Below are 22726 nucleotides of genomic sequence, written 5' to 3'. Positions count from 1 at the left end.
GCGATGCCCTGTCCCGGCCTTCCGGGAACGTTAAACGCCCGCACCTTTGCTGGACGCGTCCACCCATGGCACACCGTCGGGCCCTCTGCAGCACACCCATCGCAAAGAAAGGAGAACCCAACGATTCGACGCGACAACTCCCAAAGTCGCCCTTAGGTCACTAGGCAATCGTCTTGTCGCAACAGCAGACTCGTCCCTCAGCCATCGTGAGGGCGAGCCGCGCAATAGACAAGAAAGAGCTTGGCTCGCCCCTACCCCAGAATGACCATGGCGGCGTGTCACCCAATCGAAGACTCCGCGTGCTACACCGCAGAGCGCCTCTTCCTATCCTCACCCCGATTCGGCGTCGGAATCGCGGGGAAGGAAAGCCTCTACGAACATCGCTCTCCCGGTTGCGCTATAACCCATCTCCCTCCAGCACAACCATCCCTTTCCCGTATAATGGAAGTACACGCTTCTTGGGATAAGCCCATGCCCGACGACCGCCAAAAGCGCATAGAAAGTCTCAAACGCCTCCTCACTGAGAGGATACTGGTGGTTGACGGCGCCATGGGGACGAACATCCAGGCGCAGAACCTGACGGCGGCCGACTTCGGCGGCGAGCAGTACGAGGGCTGCAACGAGTACCTCTGCATCACCAAGCCGGAGGCCATCAAGAAGGTCCACCGCGACTTCCTCAAGGCCGGCGCCGATATCATCGAGTCGAACTCCTTCGGCTCCACGCCCATCGTCCTCAACGAGTACGGCCTGGGCGAGCGGGCCAGGGAGATCAGCCGGGCCGCGGCCCGCATCGCCCGCGAATGCGCCGACGAGTTTTCGACTCCGGGAAAACCTCGCTTCGTCGCCGGCTCCATAGGCCCCACGAACAAGAGCCTCTCCGTCACCGGGGGCGTCACCTTCGACCAGCTGGTGGAGGCCTTCCGCATCCAGGCCGTGGGGCTCATCGAAGGCGGCAGCGACCTCCTGCTCATCGAGACCCAGCAGGACTCCCTGAACGTCAAGGCGGCGCTTGAGGGCACTGACCTGGCCTGCAAAGAATCGGGCGTGACGCTGCCCATCGCCGTCCAGGCCACCATCGAGACGATGGGCACCATCCTGGCGGGCCAGGACATCGAGGCCTTCTATACCACCATCGCCCACCGGGACCTGCTGTGGGTCGGCCTCAACTGCGCCACCGGGCCGGAGTTCATGACCGACCATATCCGCACCCTGGCGGGCATCTCGCGCTTCCCCATCGCCTGCATCCCCAACGCGGGCCTGCCGGACGAGCACGGCCACTACAACGAGACACCGGAGGCCTCCGCGAAGGTCCTGGGGCGCTTCGCCGAATCGGGGTGGGTGAACGTCCTGGGCGGCTGCTGCGGCATGGTCCCGGCGCACATCGAAAGGCTGGCCGAGGTTGCCAGGCGGAGCAGGCCCCACAAGACCATCGCGCCCCACGATACCCGCGTCTCCGGCCTGGAGACACTCATCGTCAACCAGGAGACGCGCCCCATCCTCGTCGGCGAGCGCACCAATGTCCTGGGGAGCCGCGCCTTCAAAAAGCTCATCGCCGAAGGCAAGTGGGAAGAGGCGGCGGAGGTGGGGCGGCGGCAGGTGCGCGGCGGCGCGCATGTGGTGGACGTCTGCCTCCAGGACCCGGACCGAAACGAGCTTGCCGACGTGACCGCTTTCCTGGACCAGATCACGAAGAAGATCAAAGTCCCCATCATGCTCGATTCCACCGACCATCGCGTCATCGAAGAGGGGCTGAAGCGGACGCCGGGCAAGTCCATCATCAACTCCGTCAACCTGGAGGATGGCGAAGGACGCTTCCAAGCCGTCGTCCCCCTGGCCAGGCGGTACGGCGCGGCGCTCATCGTGGGCTGCATAGACGAAGACAAGGCACAGGCGCAGGCCATCACGCGCGAACGGAAGCTCGCCATCGCCCAGCGCTCGCACAAGCTGCTCACCGAGAAGTACGGCGTCGCGCCCGAGGATATCATCTTCGACCCGCTCGTCTTCCCCGTCGGCACCGGGGATAAGAACTACATCGGAGCGGGCGTGGAGACCATCGAAGGCGTGCGCCTCATCAAGGAGGCCCTGCCCAGGTGCAAGACCATCCTGGGCGTCTCCAACGTCTCCTTCGGCCTGCCCGCCGCCGGACGCGAAGTGCTCAACGCGGTCTTCCTCTACCACTGCGTCCAGGCCGGTTTGGACATGGCCATCGTCAACTCGGAGAAGCTGGTGCGCTACCCTTCGATCCCCGAGAACGAGCGGAAGGCCGCCGAAGACCTTATCTGGTGGCGCGGCGACGACCCGGTCGGCGCCTTCGCCGCGCTCTTCCGCGACCGCAAGGAGACGGCGGCGGGCAAGCCGAAATCGAGCCTCTCCCTGGACGAGCGCCTGTCCTCCTACATCCTGGAAGGCTCCAAGGACGGCCTGACGGCCGACCTGGACCTGGCGCTCAAGGAGCGCAGGCCCCTGGATATCATCAACGGCCCGCTGATGAAGGGCATGGATGAAGTGGGGCGGCTCTTCAACGAAAACCGCCTCATCGTGGCGGAGGTGCTGCAATCGGCGGAGGCGATGAAGGCGGCGGTGGCGCACCTGGAACCGCACATGGAGAAGAGCCAGAGCGCGGGCAGGGGCAAGATCCTCCTGGCCACGGTGAAGGGAGACGTCCACGACATCGGGAAGAACCTGGTGGAGATCATCCTGGGCAACAACGGCTACCAGGTGGTGAACCTGGGCATCAAGGTGCCGCCCCAGCAGATCATCGAGGCCTATCACCAGCACAAGCCGGACGCCATCGGCCTTTCCGGACTGCTGGTGAAATCGGCCCAGATGATGGTGGAGACGGCGCAAGACCTGAAGGCGGCGGGCGTGGCGTGCCCCATCCTGGTGGGCGGCGCGGCGCTGACGAACAAGTTCACGCACCTGCGCATCGCCCCGGCCTACGATGGCATCGTGGCCTACGCCAAGGACGCCATGGACGGCCTGGCCCTGGCGAACCGGGTGCTGGACAAGGGACAACAACCCAAGATCAAGGCGCAGCTTGACGCGCTGAGCGAAGAGTTCCGCGCCGCAGACGGCGCGGTAAAAGTCGCACCGACGCCCGGGCGGCCGTTCGCGGCGCGCTCGGGGGCCGTGCGCCAGGATGCGCCCATCCCCAAGCCGCCGGACCTGAAGCTGCACGTGCTCCGCAACTATGACCTGAACGAGATCTTCTCCTTCATCAACCCGATGATGCTGTACGTTCGCCACCTGGGCTACAAGGGCCGCTTCCCGGAGGCGCTAGCCCAGGGCGAGGCGAAGGCGCTGGAGCTGCAGAAGGCCGTGCGCAAGGTGGAGGAGGCGATGCTGGCGCGGAAGGATATCCACGCGGACGCCGTCTTCAAATTCTTCCCAGCCCAGGCGGACGGCCAGCGGCTCCTCATCTACGCCGAGCCGGACGGCAAGCGGGTCTTGGAGTCGTTCATCTTCGGCCGCCAGAGCGAAGGCGACCTGCTGAGCCTGGTGGACTACATCGCGCCCAGGGAATCGGGGCGCATGGACTATATCGTGATGTTCGTCACCACGGTGACGGGGAATGTGCGCGCCCTGGCGGAGGAGTGGAAGAATAAGGGCGATTTCCTGGCGAGCCACATCCTTCAAGTTCTAGCGCTTGAGGGCGCAGAAGGCTTCGCGGAGCTGCTGCACCAGCAGCTCCGCAAGGCCTGGGGGATCGGCGACCCGGCGGGCATCACGAAGGAAGCGCTGTTCAAGGCCCACTACCAAGGGAAGCGTTACTCCTTCGGGTATCCCGCCTGCCCGCGGCTGGAGGACCAGTCGCAGCTCTTCCGCCTGCTGGACGTGAGCAGGCAGATCCAGGCACACCTGACGGAGGGCTCCATGATGGACCCGGAGAGCTCCGTGAGCGCGATGGTGCTGCACCACCCGGACGCCAAGTACTTCAACCTGGCGCAGAGGGACGTGGCGGAGCTGGAGCGGGAGCTGGCGGCGGCGAAAGCGTAGGTTACCGCGCGGCCTTGGCCGCCTGCTTCTTTTTCGCCTTCTCCTGGAAGTGCGGCAGGACGTATTTCCCGATGAGCTTGAGGGATCGCATCAGCTTGTCATGGGACATGCGCCCAGCCTGCATGAAAAGGATCACCTGGTCGGCGCCGGCGGCCTCATAGCCTTCGAGCGTCTTGATCATATTGTCCGGGTTGCCGATGGCGAAGGAGCCGTTGTTAATGAAGGTGTTGTAGTCCTTGCCGACTTTGGTCATCGTCTGCTCGCCGGGGGTATTGTTGGTGGCGTGCCACTTATAGCTATCGGGCACTTCGCTGAGGTTCTTGGCCTTCCACACCGGGCCGTAGATGCCTTCGATAGTATCGAGATACCACATGGCCTGGGGCCCGGCCAGCTCGCGGGCCGCCTGGTCGCTCTCATCGCAATAGGCGATGGTGAAGGTAGCGCAGTGGTTGTTCTTCACCAGGCCGACCTGCTCCGGCGCCGTTTCGATGGCCTTTTTGTACGACTTGATGCGCTCTTCCAGCTCTCCAGGCACGCCCACCGCGAAGCAGAGGGCGCCTATGCCCTTGCGGCCCGCGAGATCAAAAGTGGCGGGCTGCTGGGCCGCGACCCAGACGGGCGGGTGCGGCTTCTGGATGGGCTTGGGGACGACGTTCCGCTCGTGGATGTCCCAGAAGCGGCCTTTGTGGCTGAAGGTGTTCTGGGTCCACATCTTGGGCACAATCTCGATAACCTCTTCCCACTCCTGGCGCGTCTCGCCGAGGTTCACGCCGAAGGGCTCAAGCTGGTAGGGGTTAGAGGCGCGCCCGGTTCGCCAGTCCACACGGCCGTTGGACATGATGTCCAGCACGGCAACGCGCTCGGCGATGCGCACCGGGTGGTTGATCTGGCGCTCAGTGAGGATGACGCCGAAGCCGAGGCGGACGGCGCTGGTGCGCGCGGAGAGGTGGCCGAGCCAGACTTCGGGGGCGGCGCAATGGGCGAACTGCTCCAGGAAGTGATGCTCGACGGCCCAGATGTACTCGAAGCCCATCTGCTCGGCGAGAACGGCTTGATCGGCGGCCTGGTGGAATATCTCGAAGTCGCTGCGCGCGTTCCAAGGTTTGGGCACCTGCAGCTCAAAGAGCAATCCGAATTTCATCACGAATCATCTCCTCTGCCGTGTATCGGCGCGAACGTCCGACGCTTCTCGGTATTTCTTTCGACTTCTCCGCCGAAAACTTGCCTGCCACAAACCTGGAGACGGCCCATGGCCCAGTGACGATACCACTGGAGTCAAGACCGCGATCAGCCGGGCCAAAAGCTGCATCGCGACAAAGGGAAGTAGAATATCGAAACTTCCTCATAGGAGAAGCGCCGATGAGCCACGTTCTTGACGGGATCAAAGTCCTTGACCTTGCCTCTATGTGGGCGGGGCCTGCCGCCTCCATGCACCTGGGCGACCAGGGGGCGGAGGTCATCAAGATCGAGCCGCCTGAGGGAGACACCTCGCGACGGCTGTTCACACACCCGAAACTGGGCAATGAGAGCCCGTCATTCCTGGTGGTGAACCGGAACAAGCGCGGCATGGCGCTGGACCTAGGAAAGGCGGAGGGACGAGCAGTGGCGAAGCGCCTGGCCTCCCAGACGGACGTGCTGATCCACAACTACCGGCCTGGAGTGGCCAAGCGCCTGGGCCTGGACTACGAAGAGCTTTCCCGGGAGAACAAGAGGCTCATCTACGTTGAGCTGACGGCTTACGGCAAAGAGGGGCCGCATGCCAAGCGCGCCGGGTACGATCTTCTTATCCAGGCGCAGAGCGGGATGCTGCACCGCCGCCTGCCCGATGGAACGCCGCTCTCCTCCGGCGTGTGGGTGGCCGATTGCTCGACGCCGATGCTCATCGCGTACGGGGTGGTGCTGGCGCTCATCGAGCGGAGCCGGACGGGGAAGGGGCAGAAGGTGGAGACCTCGCTGCTGCAGGCGGCGATCGCGATGCAGATGGTGGACCTGGTGAAGCCGGAGGCGGAGGAGGGCGTGCAGCGCGCGCCGATGACGCAATCGGTCTTTGGGATGTATCGGTGCCAGGACGGCCAGTGGATCATCCCCGTGGCGCTGAGCGAGAAAGAATGGGTGAAGCTGTGCAAGGCGCTGGACCTGGAGCATCTGACCAAGGATCCGGCCTTCGCCTCGGCACAACTCCGGGCGGACAACAACCAGCAGCTGCTGGAGATCCTCATAGAGACGTTCGCGTCCAAGCCCCGGGACGAGTGGCTGAAGCGCCTGGAGGAGCACGACGTGCCGTGCGCGCCCGTGGTGGAGCGGGAGCAGGTGCCCACCCAGCCGCAGGTGGTGGCGAACGGCATGATGACGGAGATCAGCCACCCGACGGCAGGGCGCACGCTGATGATGAGCCCTGCGGTGCGGCTTTCACGGAATCCGCCGTCCATCCGCAGGCACTCCCCCATGCAGGGACAGCACACAGAAGAGGTACTGCGGGAGGCAGGGTACACGGCCAAGGCGATAGAGGAGTTACGAAGGAAGGGGGCGCTGGGGAAGGTCTAGCGCCGCTCAGTCCCCCTCGCATCCCCTATAATAATCGGCTGGACCCTGCACTCCGCCAGCTAGAATCTCAAGGAGCCATTGCCATGCCCAGCAGACCTGCCCTCAGCCTTAAGCTTTTCGCGGCTTCAGCCGCCGCCCTCGCGCTCACAGCGTGCAGCGGCGGCGATGACGACGGCCCGACGGCGACACCGATCCCGCCGCCAACAGGAGTCACGGCCGTTGCCGCCGTCACGTTGAAGAACTTCAAGTTCGAGCCGAACAACCTCTCGTTCAAGACGGGCGATGTAATCGAGTTCCGCCTGCGCACCGCCGATATCAACCATGATTTCACGGTGAGGGACCTGAACATCCACTGGGATGTAGACTCCCCGGGCAAACCTCGGACGGAGCGCTTCACCTTCACGAAGGCGGGAGAGTTCAAGTTCATCTGCACGGTTCCCGGGCATGAAGGCGCGGGGATGACCGGGAAGATCACGGTACGGTAGCGACGCTCGCGACCGACCCGCGGGAACCCCGGCAGTCGGACTCCCTATTTTTGATACATGAAACCCATGTTATGTCTAACAGAGTGACGAAAGCCGACAATACGGGGAATTGACAAAAGTTTTGCCGGGTAGCAATATGCACACGAATTTCGAGCCATTTATGGAGGGTCAATAGATGAACGGCAGTGGAGCAGAAGAAGCCTGGCTGTATATCTTGCGGTTCGGGCATATTTTCGCGGGCATCCTCTGGATCGGTCTTCTCTACTACTTCAACTTCGTCCAGGTGCCTTCGTTCGCGAAGTTCGAGGGTCCGGTGCGACAGAACGTCATCATGATCCTGGTGCCTCGCGCGCTGCTCTTCTTCCGGTACGCGGCGCTGGCGACGGTGCTGTTCGGTCTGGCGTACATCTTTTCGATGGGCGCGATCAAGGGCAACGACTATTACAAGAGCTTCCAGTTCCGCGCCATCGCCTTCGGCGGAGCGTTAGGTCTCATCATGGCCTACAACGTCTGGTTCATCATCTGGCCGAACCAGAAGAAGGTGATCGCCGCCACGACGGCCACGCTCAAGGAGGGCAAGCCGGCCCCGCCCGAGCAGCCGAAGTGGACGCGCAACGCGCTGTTGGCTTCACGCACAAACCTGATGCTCTCCATCCCGATGCTCTTCTTCATGATCGTGGCCCGGCATCTCACCAGCCTGTGGGCAAAGTAGACAAGGAGCAACGACTAATGGCACAACAGAACAAACCTGCAGCGCCCGCCCCCGCAAAGAAGGGGATGAAGAACCCGCTGGATAGCCAGCTCTGGAGCGTCCTGTGCGGCTTTGGGATCCTCCTGATCCTGGTGATCCTCATCCGTATCTTCGTCGCCGCCTCGTAGGCAGCCCGTAGGCATCCGTCCGCACACAGCCCTCCGGCCTGAGGCCGGAGGGCTTTTTCGTCCCCTGGGCACCCCTAAGATGCATAGTCTTGCAGAGGCACGCACCGATAGGCATAATATCGGCGGCGGGGAAAGCCCCTCCTAAAAGATAATCGTTCTCAACAAGGAGCGACTGCGATGGCAAAGTCACTAAAAGGCAGCAAGAGCTTTGACAACCTCAAGGGCGCGTTTGCCGGGGAGTCCCAGGCGAACCGCCGCTACCTCTACTTCGCGCGGCAGGCGGACATCGAAGGCTACCCGGACATCGGCGGCCTCTTCCGCGATACGGCCGAGGCGGAGACGGGCCATGCCTTCGGCCACCTGGACTACCTGAAGAGCGTGGGCGACCCGGCCACTGGGGAGTCCATCGGCAATACGGAGAAGAACCTGAAGGCCGCGGTGGCAGGCGAGACCTACGAGTTCAGCGAGATGTACCCCGGCTTCGCCAAGACGGCGCGGACGGAGGGCTTTGCTGAACTGGCCGAGTGGTTCGAGACGCTGGCCCGCGCCGAGAAGTCGCACGCCGGACGCTTCGGCCAGGGACTGAAGAAGATTTCGGGCAAGGAGCCCTCGGAGGCGATCTAAGCCCCATTAGACGAAGGCTCGAATGCACGCCCCTCCGGCAGAATCCGGAGGGGCGTTTTTGTAGGACTGCCATGCCGCTCAAACACAAGCTCGATGTCCACAACCCTGAGTTCTGGGACGAATCGTCTCTCCTGCAGGAGGAGCGCCGCCAGTTCGATGTCTGCCACGGCTGTCGCCTCTGCTTCAACTTCTGCCCGGCCTTCCCCACGCTCTTTGACCTGACGGACTCCGTGGATGGGGAGTTCAAGCAGATCACCAGGGATGACCTGCGGCCCGTCGAGGACCAGTGCTATCAGTGCAAGCTCTGCTACATCCGGTGCCCCTACACGCCGCCGCACGAGCTGAACCTGGATGTGCCCCGGCTCTTCGCAAGGGCGCGGCTGGTGAACGCGAAGAAAGAGGGCGTGGGCATCCGGGAGCACCTGCTGGCGAACACGGACCTTGTGGGGAAGTTCGGCAGCATGACGGCGCCGATGGCCAACATGGGGAACGGCGTGCGCCCCATCCGCTTCGTGATGGAGAAGGTTGCGGGAGTCCATCGTGACGCCACGCTTCCGAAGTTCGCCTCCCGGACCTTCGCCTCCTGGTGGCGCAGGAACGGCGCGAAGCTGAACGCCAAGGTGAGCGCGGAGGCCAAGAAGGTCGCCTTCTTTTACACCTGCACCCTGAACTACAACGACCCGGCTATCGCCATCGCCTCCGTGGAAGTACTGGCGCACAACAACATCCGCGTGCAGGTAGGCGAGCAGCAGTGCTGCGGCATGCCGTACCTGGACGTGGGAGCGCTGGAGCAGACGGAGAAGAAATTGAAGTTCAACGTGGAGCACCTGGCAAAGCTCGTGCGCGAGGGGTATGACGTCATCGCGCCGCAGCCGACGTGCGGCTACATGCTGAAGAAGGAGTACCCGTTGCTGGACGAATCGGCGGAGGCGAAACTGGTGGCGGAGCACACCTTCGATATCGCGGAATACTTGTGGAAGCTCCGCCCAAGCGGCGGGCTGAAGACGGACTTCCGAAACAAGATAGGGAAGATCGCCTACCATGTGCCGTGCCACACGCGGGCGCAGTTCATGGGGCAGAAGAGCGCGGACCTGATGGAGCTTATCCCCGGCGCGGAGGTGGAGCGCATCGAGAAGTGCTCAGCCCACGACGGCACCTGGGGCGTGAAGAAGGCTTCGCACAAGGTCTCGCTCCACTACGGCCAAAAGCTCTTCGCCGATATGAAGGAGTCCGAAGCGGACCTGTATGTGAGCGATTGCCCACTGGCCGCAAACCAGGTGCAGCACGGGACGGGCAAGCGGCCGGTCCACCCGATGCACGTGTTGAAGACGGCGTATGGGATATAAAGAGATTTCTCCACAGATCTTGGGACGGCCGAATACCGAGTCCGGAGAAGCTCATTGAAGAAGGTCACACGAGGAGACATCAAGGATATCCTGGCCTATGAGAAGGCCCGGCCTGAGGAGCGGGCGCGGATCATCGCGCTCAAGAAGAACCGGCGCATCGAGGCAGGCCGACGCATCTCCGTGGTCTTCGAGAATCGGGAGACGGTCATCTTCCAGATCCAGGAGATGATGCGGGTGGAGCGGATCGTGAAGGAAGAGGCCATCAAGGACGAGCTACGGGCCTACAACGGGCTGATCCCAGACGCCAACGAGTTGAGCGCCACGTTGCTCATCGAAATCACGAACCAGCGGCGCATCAAGGCCGAACTGGAAAAGTTCCTGGGGCTGGACAAGGGACGCAAGGTGTGGCTCGAGTTCGGCGGGACGAAGGTCTACGCGACATTCGAGGGCGGGAGGAGCAAGGAGCGGAAGATCAGCGCCGTGCACTTCCTCCGCTTCCCCTTCACGGCGCAGCAATCGCGCCGATTCCGCACCGGAGAGGACGAGGCGCGGCTTGTGGTCAGCCACCCGAACTACAAACAGCGGGTGAATATCTCCCCGCAGGTGCGGACGAGCTTGATCCGAGACCTCTCATAAGAGGAGCCGTGCCCCCTCTCTTTTGTTCGCTCCCGCCGAGGGAGAGAAGGGGTGAGGATGAGCGGGTGCAGCAGGGTTAGAGGTTGAAGAGGTAGCCCGTCAGTTCCTGGAAGCGCTCGGTGATGACCATGGCACCGAGGGCGATGAGGACGATGCCGGCCACCGCCGCGATCACAAGGCGAGTGCGTTTGCGCGCTTCCAGGAAGGTCGTATCGTAGGCCAGGAGCGCGCCGCCAAGGGCGAAGGGCAGCATGAGGCCCACAGAGTAGACGGTGAGCAGTCGCGCGCCTTCGCCAGCCGTCCCTGGGTCGCGAGCGGTCGTGAGGATGGTGCCCAGGTCGGCGTTCACGCAGGGCGTCCAGCCGATGGCGAAGGCGATGCCGACAACGAAGGAGACGAAGAGCTTCCCCATCGCGAGGAGGCGCGGCCTGTCCGCCAGGCGGAGATAGGAGAGGGGCAGCAGGCCGGTGACCACAAGCCCATAGAGGATGACCACCACCCCGCCGACGCGGGAGATCGCCGTCTTGCTATCGGTGACCCAGCGAGAGACTGGATCCAAGGCGGAGCCGAGGAGGACGAAGGTGAGGATAAAGCCTGCGAGAAAGGCGAGTGTGCCGTAGAGAACCCATCTGCCGTTGCCCATCGCCTTCCACACGCGGCGGAGCGGGCTTGCCGGCGGTTCTGCACTCTTCTTCTCTGCCTCGGAGGAGGCAGAGAGGGCGGTGAGGCCGACGACATGGGCGAGGAAGGCGGGGATGATGACGCCGACGCACGGCGTGGCGATGGAGGAGATGCCTCCCGTGAACGCGTTTGCGTAGGCGATGTCAGCCACAGGGGTCAGTCCTGCTCGCCGGTGCCGAAGGTGAAGGCAAAGATGGCGAAGTCCTTGCTCTTGGCGCTGAGGCGGAGCTCGTGGGCGCCGATCTCGGGGGCTGAGACGAGGTTGTAGAGGCGGGCCTCCCGAACGCGGACGACGGTATCGCCTGCGGCATCCACAACGACGTCCTTGCCACGGATGTGCTCCGGGAGGGGCTTGCCGTCAAAGGTGATGCGCACATCAAAGGGGTGATCGCCCTGGGGTTGGATGACCAGGTTGGCGCTGCGGGCGAAGTACTTCACCACGATTTCATCCACGTAGCCATCCGTCCCCCGGGCGTGGTAGAGACCCTCTTCCCCAGCTTTCCAGAGACCGCTCATGTAGATGACGTTGGAGCGCAAGGCGGCGGGAAGGGTGTAGTCCACCGGCTGGATGGGCGTGTACTGGTCCACGTTGCCGATCTGGGCCTGGAAATAGCCACGGGCCCCGGCGTAGAGCTCGGGCGTGACGTTCTGCGCGGCCACAAGAGGCCCCGGGTTGGGGTCTTTCACAGAACCCATGCCATTTACGTTGGCACCAATCTCGGCAAGAAGCTTTTTAATCTGGGATTCGGTCGCCTCATAGCGTCCCTCGCCGATGTGGTCATAGCGAATGATGCCTTTGCTGTCCACCAGGAACTTGCGGGGCCAGTACTGCGTGCGATAGTTATCCCAGGTGCCACGGGCGTTATCCAGGGCCACCGGGTAGGTGACGCCATAGCGCCTTGCGGCGGCCTCGACGTTCTTCACATCGCGCTCGAAGTCGAACTCGGGCGTGTGCACGCCGACGATGACGAGCCCTCTATCGGCGTATCTCTTATGCCATTCCGTCAGATAGGGCAGGGTGCGAACGCAATTGACGCAGGTGTAGGTCCAGAAGTCCACAAGGACGACCTTGCCCCGCAGGTCCTTGAGCATAAGCGGCTGGGCATTGAGCCAGGCGGAGATGCCGATAATTTCAGGGGCGAGCTTGCCGACCTGGGCGCCGCTTCCGGAGGCAGCGGAATCGGTCTCCCTAGCCTTGCCGGGCGAGGTGACCATGAGGGCAACGACGACCGCGACGATGGCGGCAACGACGCCGATCAAGGCGAGGAGGCGTTGCCTCTCTGTCAACTTCACAGGCATCTCACTTCTAGGCACTCCACCAATTGTACGCGCAGGGCCGTGAAGAGGTTCAATCGCCTTGTGGCTGAAAGGTGAATTGCCTATACTCGCCAGCGTTCACACCGCGCTAAGGAGCCGCCATGCCTACCCTTGCCGAACTGGCCGCCAAGACCAAGACCGCCGAAGAGCTGTGGCTGAAGGTGCGCCGTTCCTCCGGGGCCACCGCCACGTACCCGCTCTGGTTCGTCCACGACGGCGAGCGCCTCTATATCCTCTCCGCCGAATCATCGAGCGAGGTGTGGGACCTGAAGGCGACGCCTGAGGTTGACGTAGCCATCGGCTCGGCGGAGAGCGCCGACCGGCTGAAGATGCGCGCCGACATCATGACGGACCCCAACTGGGTGCCGATGATGATAGACCTACTGAAGAAGAAGTACGAGACGAAGCATCATGAGCGGATGGCGAAGACGGCGGAGTCCTCCAAGGGCGGGCACGTCATCGTCAAGCTGAAGCCTGTCTAGAGCTTGGTCAGCAAGGTATCGTGCACGCGCTCCAGGTAGGCGTTAAAGGCCTCTTCCACACTGACGACGCCTGGAGAGACGGCGGGCCGGAGGTAGACGCGCGTGGCGCCCGCGGCTTCGTAGCGCCGGACATTCTCCGGCGTAGGCTCCAGGGCGCAGCTACAGGTGATGTTGAAGGGCCCGGTGCGCCCGGCTTCGCGGCGGTAGCCCTGGATCTCGGCGACGACCTTCGCTACGTCGTCAGGCTGCCAGCGGCCAGCGGCGATCCAGCCATCGCCAAGCTCGGCGGCCCTGCGCAATGCGGCCTTGGTCTCGCCGCCGAACTCGATGGGTATGCAGGGCTTCTGCACCGGCTTGGGCTGGAACTTCACGGCATCGAAGGAATAGTACTGCCCCTTATAGGCAATGGTCTCTTCCGTCCAGAGCTTCCTGATGATTTCGACGGTCTCCCTGGTGCGCTTGAGCCGATTCTCCCAGTTTTCGCCCACGGCCTGGAACTCCTCTTTGAGCCAGCCGACGCCGACGCCAAGAATCACCCGCCCCTCTGACAGCCTATCAAGGGTGGTGACGGCGCGGGCCGTGACGAACGGACTGCGGAGGGGCAGGATGTAGACGCCCGTGCCGAGCTTCACCTTCTTTGTCGCAGCGGCGATGTAGCTCAGCACCACCCAGGGATCAAGGAGCGGCGTATCCGGGTTGATGGGCGGATGCCCGCTGGAGGAGTAGGGGTAGGTGGGCGGGATGACCGCCGGGAAGACGAGGTGTTCGGCGACCCAGATAGAGCCGAAGCCCAGCTCCTCAGCGCGCGCCGCCACCTTGGGCATGCTCGAAGGCTTGAGGCCGAAGATGGAGAGCCCGATATTGAGCATACCAGCCTCTCTTACGCGGCGCGCAGATGGATATCCGTGCGATCGTCAAAGACGATAATCTTTTCGATGAGACCGTTGAGAAGGGCGCGTCGAGCGTTGGTATCCATGCCGCTCCAACCGGCGAGAAGGCCTCGGATGGCCTGCGCCGCCTGTTGGCCGGATGTCCCGGCGGAGGAGGAGCGCGCCGCAGCCATGCGACGGATGCCGTCCTGCGCCTCGCGCCGCTCGGCGATGAGCCGATCGCCCATCTCCTTGAAGCGCAGGTAGGGAAGTTTGCCTGAGGCAACCAGGCGAAGAAGCTGTCGCAGCTTGCGCTCCGCCCGAGCTCGGGCCGTCTCCAGGCGCTGGCGCTCCTTTTGGAGCGCCGCGGCAGAAGGGGCGGCGCGTTTCTCCTGCATCGTCTCCAGCTCAGGCGCGCGGTTGCCCAGAAAGGTGAGAACGTTCGATTCAAACTGGTCGGAGCGATGGGTGTGGTACTGGCAGACGCTCTGGTTGGTGCGCGATTGGCACTGGTAGTAGCGATACTGCTTCTCTTTCCTGGAGCCGTCCTTGCGGCGCGTCCAGCTCTGCTTGCGGGTCACGCCGACCATGCGGTTGTTGCAATAGCCGCAGTAGATCAGGCCGGAGAGGACGTAGGGCTCCGCCTGGCCGTTCTTGCGGCGGGGCTTGCGCTCCTCCAGCTTGTTCTGCGCCCAGCGGAACATATCCGGGGTGATGATGGCGGGGTGGCTACCCGGGACGCGCACGCCGAAGCGGGTGTAGGTGCCCAGATAGGCGCGATTGCGCAGGATGTCCCGGATGGTGACCATACTCCACTTGCCGCCCCTGCGCGTGGGGACGTTGTGCTCGTTCAAGTGGCGGGCGATGAGGCGGATGCCGACGTTCCTCTGGGTGTAGAGATGGAAGATTGTCTTGACGGCTTCGGACTCCGCCTCGTGGATCTCCAGCTTGCGCGATTGGCCGATGCGATAGCCGTAGGGCGGCTTGCCCAAGCCTTCGCCCTTGACGGCGCGCTTGTACATGGCTGAGGTGATGCGCTCAGCCAGGCCAGGGGGCTTGCCCATCTTGGAGGGCTGGGACGTCAGGATCTTGCCCAGGTCAACCGCCTGGCCTGTGGCCATGAGCTGGACCTTGGCGCCCAGGCTCTCCAGCTCGAGGAGCGCAAGGGCGGGATCATGGGTCTTCGCGCCGAAGGCTTCCAGCGAGGGAACGGCGACAACGACGCCTGCGCCTTCTCTACGGACGGCATCAACCAAGTCGGCAAAGACGGAAGAGAGGCCGTCCTTCTCCACAAAGGAAGCTGCCGGGTGATAGCCCAAACGGGCGCAAAAGGCGGCGAAGGACTGCTCGTGATCGGCCGCGGGGGCAGCCGTCTTCCCAGAGGCGCGGACGTAGGCGATGGCTTTTGTCTGGTGGACGGCGGGGCGATTGGCTGTCTTCTGCATCGCGGGTCCGCTCTTTGGCTGCGCTTGGCCGCTCCCGTTCAGCAGGCGCGGCAGAGGGTTTCACTCTACGGGACGTACAAGATACGACCGCAATTGCCGCAATAGACCAACTCTTTGCCGGCGCGGGCCCTCTGGACGAGCGTGGTGGGCAGGGTGATGCGACAGCCGGAGCAGATACCGCCCTGAACCTTGGAGACGCCGACTCCGCCTTTCTTTGTGCGGATGCTTTGATACGCGGCCTTCGCCTGGTCGGCAATTTCCTTGGCGAAATCGTCGCGCTGGGAACGAACCCCGGGAACTTCGGCGGCGAACTTCTGCCTATCCTCCGCCAGCTTTTTCTGCTGTTCCGCCCACTTGGTCTCTTCGGCCTTCACCACTGCGGCCTGCTCATCGGCGGCCTTCTTGGCCTGCTCGACGCGCTCCATCGCCGCGACGACCTGCTCTTCGGCCCCTTTCAGGCGGCCTTTGAGATTCGTCACTTCCTTCTGGAGCGCAGGCAACTCGCGGGCGGTGGCCTGGTTGCCCATCATGCGACCTTCGACGGTTGTCACCCGCTCCTTGGCGTCCGCAGCATCCAGCTCAGCGGTCTTCTGCTGGGCCTGGAGATCCTGGAGCGCCTTCTGCCGCTTGGCCAACTCCGCCTTCGCGACGATGAGGGCTTTGCTTCCTTTGAGCTCGGCATCTATCTGGGCGATGGACTTGGCAAACTTATCGAGTTGAAGGTCAAGCTCCTGCAACTCAAAAAGTGACTTGGCAACAGTCACGGTAGTTCCTTGGCGAAGAGTACTTGCGGCGAACCCACGCTCCACATGCAAACCGAAACCGCAAGGCAGGGCAATTGTAGGTAAGACCCCAAGGTATGTCAATGCAACTGCATGACGCAATCGGCACAGGCAGCGGCCGGAAGACAACGTGTGCCATCGGCTGATGGCGCATCACGTAGGGCGACGGTACAATACCGGGCACGACGATGGCTAAATCGCATCCCAAGAGTCTCTTTGTCTGCCAGCAGTGCAGCGCGGAGAGTCCCAAGTGGCTGGGGCGTTGTCCGGAATGCGGGCAGTTCAACACCATGGTGGAGACGCTCGTGGCCGCGCCCACTGCCGCGCGCCCCTGGACGGGCGGCAAGGCGAGCGAGAGCATCGAGCTCTCCGGCATCGCCATGTCAGACACGACGCGGATGGCGCTGCCTCTGCGGGAAGTGAACCGCGTGCTTGGGGGAGGCATCGTCCCCGGCTCGCTGACGCTGATCGGCGGGGACCCGGGCATCGGAAAGTCAACGCTGTTGCTGCAAGTGGCGCAGGCGGTGGCGGACGGCATCGGGCCTGTGGTCTACGTCTCCGGCGAAGAATCGCCGCAGCAGATCAAGCTGAGAGCTTCGCGCCTGGGACTCAAGGGCAAGGGCCTGCATCTCCTGGCGGAGACGGACCTTGACGCTGTGCTGGCGCGGCTCGACCAATCGAAACCCGCCCTGGTGATCGTAGACTCCATCCAAACGATGGCCCTTTCAGCCGTCACCTCTGCGGCGGGGAGCGTGGGCCAGGTACGGGAGTGCGCCCTGCGGCTGATGCAGTGGGCCAAGAGCCACGGGACGCCGGTGATGATCGCCGGGCACGTCACCAAGGACGGAGCCATCGCCGGGCCGCGGGTGCTGGAGCACATGGTGGACGTGGTGCTTTACCTGGAGGGTGAAGGCTTCAGCCCATTCCGCATCCTGCGGGGCGTGAAGAATCGCTTCGGCTCCACCAACGAAGTGGGCATCTTTGAGATGCGGGATGGGGGACTGAGCGAGGTGACGAATCCCTCGGAGGCCTTCCTGGCCCACAGGCAGGAATCGGCCATGGGCTCGGCCATCGTGCCGACGCTTGAGGGAACGCGACCGCTGCTGGTGGAGATCCAGGCCCTGGCGACACCCGCCGGGCTGGGGCCAGCGCGGCGCATCGCCAACGGCGTTGACTTCAACCGCCTGCTGCTTATCCTCGCGGTGCTGACCAAGCACCTAGGCCTGCCGATGAGCGGGCAAGATGTCATCGTGAACGTGGTGGGCGGACTGCACATCGAAGAGCCTGCGGCGGATGCGGCGATCGCCCTGGCGGTAGCCTCCAGCCTGCGCGATACGCCCCTGCGCGAGCGGTGCGTGGTGATGGGCGAAGTGGGTCTGAGCGGCGAACTGCGCCCGGTGAACCAGACGGAGCGCAGGCTGGCGGAGGCGGCGGCGCTGGGCTTCAAGCTCTGCGTGCTGCCGGGACAGGCCAACGGCAGCGTGAAGGCCCCCGGCGAGCTGAAGCTCCTTTACGCGGAGACCCTGCGCGATGCGGTGCGGCTCGCCCTGGCGAGCAGGCCTGCCGCCCTGTGATGCACCTCCTCCCTCGCCTATCCTTACCAAGCTGAGGAGGACGCAGTGGCCGCCGCCGCTCTTATCTTTGCGCTGACCTATCTAGGCATCGCCTTCAACCGCGTCCCCAAGGTCAACATTGATAGGCCGACGGCCGCGCTCATCGGCGCGACGCTGATGGTGCTGGCGGGCGTCCTCACCTTCGATGAAGCGGTGGCCGCCGTCAACTTCGATACCATCGCGCTGCTGTTGGGCATGATGATGCTGGTGGTGGTGCTGCAGCAGGCGGGCTTCTTCACGCTCCTGGCTGTCAAGACGGTCTCGGCCACCGGCTCGCCGATCAAGCTGATGGCAGTGGTCATCGTCGCAACGGCGGTCTTCAGCGCCTTCCTGGTGAATGACGTCATCGTGCTGCTCTTTACACCGGTCATCATCCAGGCCTGCAGGATGAACCGCCTGAATCCGATCCCCTACCTCATCGCGGAGGCGATGGCCTCCAACATCGGCTCCTCAGCCACCATCATCGGCAACCCGCAGAATGTGCTCATCGGCATCACATCCGAAATCTCATTCGGGCGCTTCTTCCTGCACCTGCTGCCCGTGGCGTTCGTCTCAACGCTCATCCTCATGGGCGTCATCTGGCTCTTCTACCGAAACCAGCTCACCGCGAAGGACGGAGGATCCTCCCTACAGGAGACGGCAACAAAGGCCATTCCCATAGACAGGCAGAAGCTCCTGCGCATGACGCCCATCGTCATCGGCGTCATCGTCACGTTTTTCCTCCACAGCTTCCTAGACCTGCGGCTTGCCGTCATCGCCCTCTCGGCTGGAGGAGTCGCCGTGGTGGTGAGCGGGATAAAGCCCTCCAATATCATCAAGGATGTGGACTGGGTGCTCCTGCTCTTCTTTGCCGGGCTCTTCATCGTGGTCCACGGCGCGCAGGATGCGGGCGTCCTGGATTTCTTCCTTGACCGGGTGAGCTTAGACGCGAACACGGCGGGCGTCGTCTCCATCCACGGCATCAGCACCGTCGTTTCGCAAATCGTGAGCAACGTGCCCTTCACGCTCTTGGTGATCCCCCTCCTGCAGGACTCCAATAGCAACCTGCTGTGGCTCTCCCTGGCCTCCGGCGCGACGCTCGGGGGCAACATGACGCTCATCGGGGCTGTGGCCAACCTTATCGTGGCGGAGGTGGCCTACCGCGATGGCGTGACGCTGAAGTTCGGGGAGTTCTTCAAGGTGGGCGCCGTCGTCACGGTGCTGACGCTCATCGCCTCAGTGGGCATCCTGCTCTTGCAATATGAGCTAGGCTGGCTGAAGTAGCGTTCCTTCGATCTCACTTCCGGCCTCTCTTTTAGGTAGGGAGAGGCGGCAGGCAGGGTGCGGGCCGCATTGCTAGGCGCGAAAGGCCTTCTTGAGCGCCTCGCCCGCCTGGGCGAGCGCCTGCTTCGCTTCGGCCAAGACTTCGCTATAGCTGAAGAAGGCGTGGATCATGCCTTCGTAGCAGGTATAGGCCACAGGAACGTCTGCAGCGCGCAGTCTCTTCGCGTAGATATCACCGTCATCGCGAAGGGGATCATACTCAGCCGTGATGATAAGGGCAGGAGGCAGCCCGCGAAGGTCCTTGGCCTGGATGGGGCAGGCGTAGGGGTTCTTGGCATCCGCTTCGCTCCCAAGGTAGAGGGCCCAGTTGACGGCCATCGTCTCCCGCGTGAGGAGATAGCCGCTCGCGTTTTGCCTATATGACGCCGTCTCCAAGTTGCGGTCGAGCGCCGGGTAGATGAGTAGTTGGAAGGCGAGCTTGGGACCGCCTGCATCCCGCGCCTTGAGGGCAACGGCCGCCGCCAAGTTGCCGCCTGAGCTATCGCCGCCCACGGCGATCCTCGCGCCATCCACACCGAGCTCTCGGGAGTGTTCGGCTACCCACACCATCGCCGCGTAGCAATCGTCGAACGGGATAGGGAACTTGTGCTCCGGGGCGAGTCGATAGTCCACGGAGACGACGGCGCACTCAGCGGCCAGGGCCAGCCTTCGGGCAGTGCCATCGTGGGAGTTGACGCTGCCGATGGTCCAGCCGCCGCCGTGGAACGTGACAAGGACAGGCAGCGGCCGTCCAGCCTTCAGGGGCTTGTAGACCCGGAAGGGAATCTCGCCGTGGGGACCGGGGATGCGCCGGTCTTCGACGCTGGCGACCTTCGGCTTGCCGAGCGCCAAGGCCGCCTCCATCTGCGCCCGGATGCCGGGCAGCGTCTGGGCAGTGCGCGGCTTGCCACCATAGCGGGCGTTGTAGCCGTCAATCAGCGGCCCGCACTTGGGGTTCAGCGGCATAGGACTAGTCCAGGTGAGGCTTGCGATCAGACCAGGGGCGAGCCGCTTCAAAGGCGGCGGCGGCGCGCATCACCATGTCGTCTTCGCCTATGCGCCCGACGATCTGCAGGCCGACGGGCAGGCCGTCCTTGGTGAAGCCGCAGGGGAGGCTTGCGGCAGGCTGGCCGGTGATATTGAACGGGACGGTGAAGGGGAACGGCCCCCAGAGGGTGCTGACCGATTGCCCGCCGATGGCGGAGGGTCGCTGGCCGCATGGGAAGGCGGGAACGGCCGTCGCGGGAGACATCAGCAGGTCGTACCGCTCGAAGAAATCGGCCATCTTGGCCTTGGTCACTTCGATGGAGCGCATCGCCTGAGAGTACTGGGCGGCGGTGATGGCCTTGCTCCGCTCCATGGATTTCCTGAAGTTCTCCGTCAGCAGGTCGCCTTTCGTCTCCAGCAAATGGCCGAAGGCGACGTAGCTGTCCGTGACGACGACAGGCCCGAAGATGCTGAAGGGCTCGCCGGTGTCCGGGCTATCATCGGAGACGGCGCAGCCGAGCCGCCCGAAGAAGCGAGCCGCCTCCGACGTGATGGCAAGGACTTCCGGATCGGCGACGGCATAGCCCAGGTCAAAAGACCAGGCAACGCGGAGGCCTTTGACACCCTTGTTCAGGGTGCCTGAGAAGTCGGGAGACATCGCCCGGCGGGAACGCGGGTCGCGCCCATCGTGCCCGGCTGTGACGTCTAGGAGCATCGCGGCATCGCGAACGGAGCGGGTGATGGGTCCGCCCGTCGAAAAGATGGGCATCCCGCTGAAGCTCCGCCCTGTGGGAATCGTGCCGATGGTCGGCTTGATGCCAAAGACGCCGCAGAGGCTCGCCGGGATGCGTATGGAGCCGCCGCCATCGGTGCCCATGGCAAGCGGGCAGATGCCGGCCGCCACGCCAGCCGCCGCGCCGCCGCTGGAGCCGCCGCTGGTGCGCTTGGTGTCCCACGGGTTGCGACAGTCGTCGCCCAAGCGATTCTCCGTGGTCGCCGAGTTGCCGAACTCCGGGGTATTCGTCTTGCCGATGATGATGGCGCCTGCTTTCCGCAGACGCTCGACGGCGATGGAGTCTTCCTCCGGGACGAAGTCCTTATAGGCCAGGGAACCGCCCGTAGTCACGATGCCCTTTGTATAGGTGAGGTCCTTGATGGAGACGGGCAGGCCGAGGAGCGGCGGCAGATCGCCTCCAGAGGAGAACCGCCTCTCCGCCACCTTGGCATCGGCCATCGCAGAATCGGCGGCGACGGCAAGGAAGGCGTTGAGCTTGGGGTTGTATCTCGCGATGCGATCGAGGACGGAACGGGTCAGCTCAACAGGCGAAAGCTTTTTGGAGCGCAGGAGCTTCGCCAACTCCCATGCGGGCGTGAAGGCAAGGTCGTTGCCAGGCATAGGCTAGGGATTCTTGCTCAGGATGAAGGCGCTCGTCGGCACAGGCGGCGCGGCGGCATAGAGTGAAAGCTCCACGTCCTTCACCTGGTTCACCGCCGTGCCGCGGACCTGGCGCACCGCTTCGATGATGAGATTGAAGCCGTGGAGATAGACCTCGGAGAGGCCTGCACCGCTGGTGTTGACCGGGGTCTTGCCCTTGGCGAAGGTGATGCCGCCCGATTCGATAAGGGCGCCTGCGTTGCCGCGCCCGCAGAGGAAGTCTTCGATGAGGAGCAGCACCGTGGTGGAGAAGGCATCGTAGAGCTGGGCGACGTCTATATCTTTGGCCTGAACGCCCGCGCGCTGGTAGAGCGTCTTGGCGCAGACGCTGGAATCGGTGTTGAAGAAGTCATCGCGATAGTAGTTCGTCATTCCCTGGGAGCCGTGGGAGATGCCCTGGGCCGCGGCGAGGATATAGACGGGTTTGTTCCTGCCGTTGCGCGCGTTCGCCGCGGCGGTGACGATAACCGCGCCCGCGCCGTCCGTCTCGAGACAGCAATCGAAGAGGCGCATCGGCTCGGCAACCCAGCGCGAGGTGAGGTAATCGTCCATCGTGATCGGCGTGCGCATGACTGCGTCCGGGTTGCGAACGGCATTGGTGCGCTGGTTGATGGCGATGCCGCCCAGGTGCTCGGCCTTGGTGCCGAAGACGTGCATGTGGCGGCGCGTCAGCACCGCCACCTCTTGCACGGGCGAAGCGAGGCCGAAGGGAACGGTGAACTGCTTCGATCCCGCGACGAGCATGGACTGCTTCTCCCAGGGGCGTCCGCCTGAATGCTGGCCGCCGCCTGCCTGGGTAGACTGCTTGCCGCGATTGCGGGAGCGGAAGACGATCACATTGTTCGCCTGGCCCGTCGCCACCGCCATCGCCGCCAGTTGGACGGCGTTGCCGCCGGCGCCGCCGCCCCAGGGTGCCGTGGCGAAGAACTTCAGCTCCCGGATGCCTAACGCGGCGGCAAGGGCATCGTCTTGGACGTTATCAATATCCCACCGGACGATGCCGTCAATATCCGTATTCTTCAGTCCGGCATCGTCAATCGCCTTCTTCGAAGCCTCGAGCGCCAGGCTCAGCTCACTGCGGCCGAGTCCCTTCGAATAGGCGGTGTGCCCAATGCCAATAACGGCCGACTTGTTTTTCAGGCTCACGGGAGACTCCTGACGGGGATAGGCGATTATATGCCGATGCAAGCGGGGCGCACAAGAAAAAACCAGCCCCTCCGGTACCGGAGGGGCTGGTGATTACCGATCACTTCGCTAGAGGCTATTACCTCGGCGGCGGTCCGGGCGGCGGTCCCTGCTGCGG

Annotated in this window: 19 protein-coding genes; 10 read left to right on the top strand and 9 right to left on the bottom strand. The window is 63.7% G+C overall.

The features are described 5' to 3' along the window. The first annotated feature begins 441 nt into the window (after positions 1-441). Positions 442-3996, top strand: a complete 3555-nt coding sequence (gene metH, locus FJ039_10350) for a methionine synthase (GenBank protein MBM4406560.1) — start codon at positions 442-444, stop codon at positions 3994-3996. Between the two features lies 1 nt (position 3997). On the opposite strand, the gene FJ039_10345 is transcribed toward metH, so the two are convergent. Continuing rightward, positions 3998-5137, bottom strand: a complete 1140-nt coding sequence (locus tag FJ039_10345; GenBank protein ID MBM4406559.1) for an LLM class flavin-dependent oxidoreductase — start codon at positions 5135-5137, stop codon at positions 3998-4000. Between the two features lie 218 nt (positions 5138-5355). Between FJ039_10345 and FJ039_10340 the strand changes: the two genes are divergently transcribed. The 6 genes from FJ039_10340 to FJ039_10315 all read left to right on the top strand — a co-directional run bounded on the left by FJ039_10340 (position 5356) and on the right by FJ039_10315 (position 10510). Then, complete coding sequence (locus FJ039_10340) at positions 5356-6540, top strand: CoA transferase (GenBank protein ID MBM4406558.1); 1185 nt, start codon at positions 5356-5358, stop codon at positions 6538-6540. Between the two features lie 83 nt (positions 6541-6623). Beyond that, the gene (locus FJ039_10335) at positions 6624-7025 is read left to right on the top strand and encodes a hypothetical protein (protein ID MBM4406557.1); all 402 of its coding nucleotides are present in this window, start codon (positions 6624-6626) and stop codon (positions 7023-7025) included. 205 nt (positions 7026-7230) lie between these two features. After that, positions 7231-7737, top strand: coding sequence for a hypothetical protein (locus FJ039_10330; protein ID MBM4406556.1), 507 nt, complete (start codon positions 7231-7233; stop codon positions 7735-7737). Between the two features lie 344 nt (positions 7738-8081). Then, complete coding sequence (locus FJ039_10325) at positions 8082-8528, top strand: rubrerythrin (GenBank protein MBM4406555.1); 447 nt, start codon at positions 8082-8084, stop codon at positions 8526-8528. Positions 8529-8599: 71 nt separating this feature from the next. After that, entirely contained in the window at positions 8600-9874 is a 1275-nt protein-coding gene (locus tag FJ039_10320; GenBank protein MBM4406554.1) for an anaerobic glycerol-3-phosphate dehydrogenase subunit C, read from the top strand. Between the two features lie 54 nt (positions 9875-9928). Beyond that, on the top strand, positions 9929-10510 hold the full coding sequence (locus FJ039_10315) for a DUF3501 family protein (GenBank protein MBM4406553.1): 582 nt from the start codon (positions 9929-9931) through the stop codon (positions 10508-10510). Positions 10511-10586: 76 nt separating this feature from the next. On the opposite strand, the gene FJ039_10310 is transcribed toward FJ039_10315, so the two are convergent. Both FJ039_10310 and FJ039_10305 read right to left on the bottom strand, forming a co-directional pair. Next, on the bottom strand, positions 10587-11351 hold the full coding sequence (locus FJ039_10310) for a hypothetical protein (protein ID MBM4406552.1): 765 nt from the start codon (positions 11349-11351) through the stop codon (positions 10587-10589). Continuing rightward, positions 11348-12490, bottom strand: coding sequence for a redoxin domain-containing protein (locus FJ039_10305; protein MBM4406551.1), 1143 nt, complete (start codon positions 12488-12490; stop codon positions 11348-11350). Before FJ039_10305 ends, FJ039_10310 begins: the two co-directional genes overlap by 4 nt. A gap of 119 nt (positions 12491-12609) precedes the next feature. Here FJ039_10305 and FJ039_10300 point away from each other — a divergent pair, with 119 nt between their 5' ends. Then, on the top strand, positions 12610-12990 hold the full coding sequence (locus FJ039_10300) for a hypothetical protein (protein MBM4406550.1): 381 nt from the start codon (positions 12610-12612) through the stop codon (positions 12988-12990). Here FJ039_10300 and FJ039_10295 read toward each other — a convergent pair. From FJ039_10295 to FJ039_10285, 3 genes are all read right to left on the bottom strand, one after another. Beyond that, entirely contained in the window at positions 12987-13859 is an 873-nt protein-coding gene (locus FJ039_10295) for an LLM class F420-dependent oxidoreductase (protein MBM4406549.1), read from the bottom strand. The genes FJ039_10300 and FJ039_10295 overlap by 4 nt on opposite strands. 11 nt (positions 13860-13870) lie before the next feature. Next, complete coding sequence (locus tag FJ039_10290; GenBank protein ID MBM4406548.1) at positions 13871-15304, bottom strand: hypothetical protein; 1434 nt, start codon at positions 15302-15304, stop codon at positions 13871-13873. A 65-nt stretch (positions 15305-15369) separates the two neighbouring features. Continuing rightward, positions 15370-16068: a hypothetical protein gene (locus FJ039_10285; GenBank protein MBM4406547.1), complete on the bottom strand. Its 699-nt coding sequence runs from the start codon at positions 16066-16068 to the stop codon at positions 15370-15372. Positions 16069-16274: 206 nt separating this feature from the next. Between FJ039_10285 and radA the strand changes: the two genes are divergently transcribed. Beyond that, positions 16275-17660, top strand: a complete 1386-nt coding sequence (radA, locus tag FJ039_10280) for a DNA repair protein RadA (protein ID MBM4406546.1) — start codon at positions 16275-16277, stop codon at positions 17658-17660. Between the two features lie 45 nt (positions 17661-17705). Beyond that, positions 17706-18962 (top strand): anion transporter, encoded by a 1257-nt coding sequence (locus tag FJ039_10275; GenBank protein MBM4406545.1) that lies wholly within the window; start codon positions 17706-17708, stop codon positions 18960-18962. A gap of 72 nt (positions 18963-19034) precedes the next feature. Here FJ039_10275 and FJ039_10270 read toward each other — a convergent pair whose 3' ends face one another. Genes FJ039_10270 through FJ039_10260 form a run of 3 tightly spaced genes read right to left on the bottom strand, consistent with a single transcriptional unit; the run spans position 19035 to position 22569 of the window. Further along, positions 19035-19967 carry an alpha/beta hydrolase gene (locus FJ039_10270; protein ID MBM4406544.1) on the bottom strand — a complete coding sequence of 311 codons (933 nt, stop codon included), beginning with the start codon at positions 19965-19967 and terminating at the stop codon, positions 19035-19037. A 4-nt stretch (positions 19968-19971) separates the two neighbouring features. Beyond that, positions 19972-21384 (bottom strand): amidase, encoded by a 1413-nt coding sequence (locus FJ039_10265; protein ID MBM4406543.1) that lies wholly within the window; start codon positions 21382-21384, stop codon positions 19972-19974. Positions 21385-21387: 3 nt separating this feature from the next. Further along, positions 21388-22569 (bottom strand): lipid-transfer protein, encoded by a 1182-nt coding sequence (locus FJ039_10260; protein ID MBM4406542.1) that lies wholly within the window; start codon positions 22567-22569, stop codon positions 21388-21390. Between the last annotated feature and the right edge of the window lie 157 nt (positions 22570-22726).

The sequence above is a fragment of the Chloroflexota bacterium genome (genome assembly GCA_016875535.1).
GTDB lineage: Bacteria > Chloroflexota > Dehalococcoidia > SHYB01 > SHYB01 > VGPF01.
The sequence above is the reverse complement of the archived record's forward strand: the minus strand, read 5'-3'. Positions and strand labels throughout refer to the sequence as shown.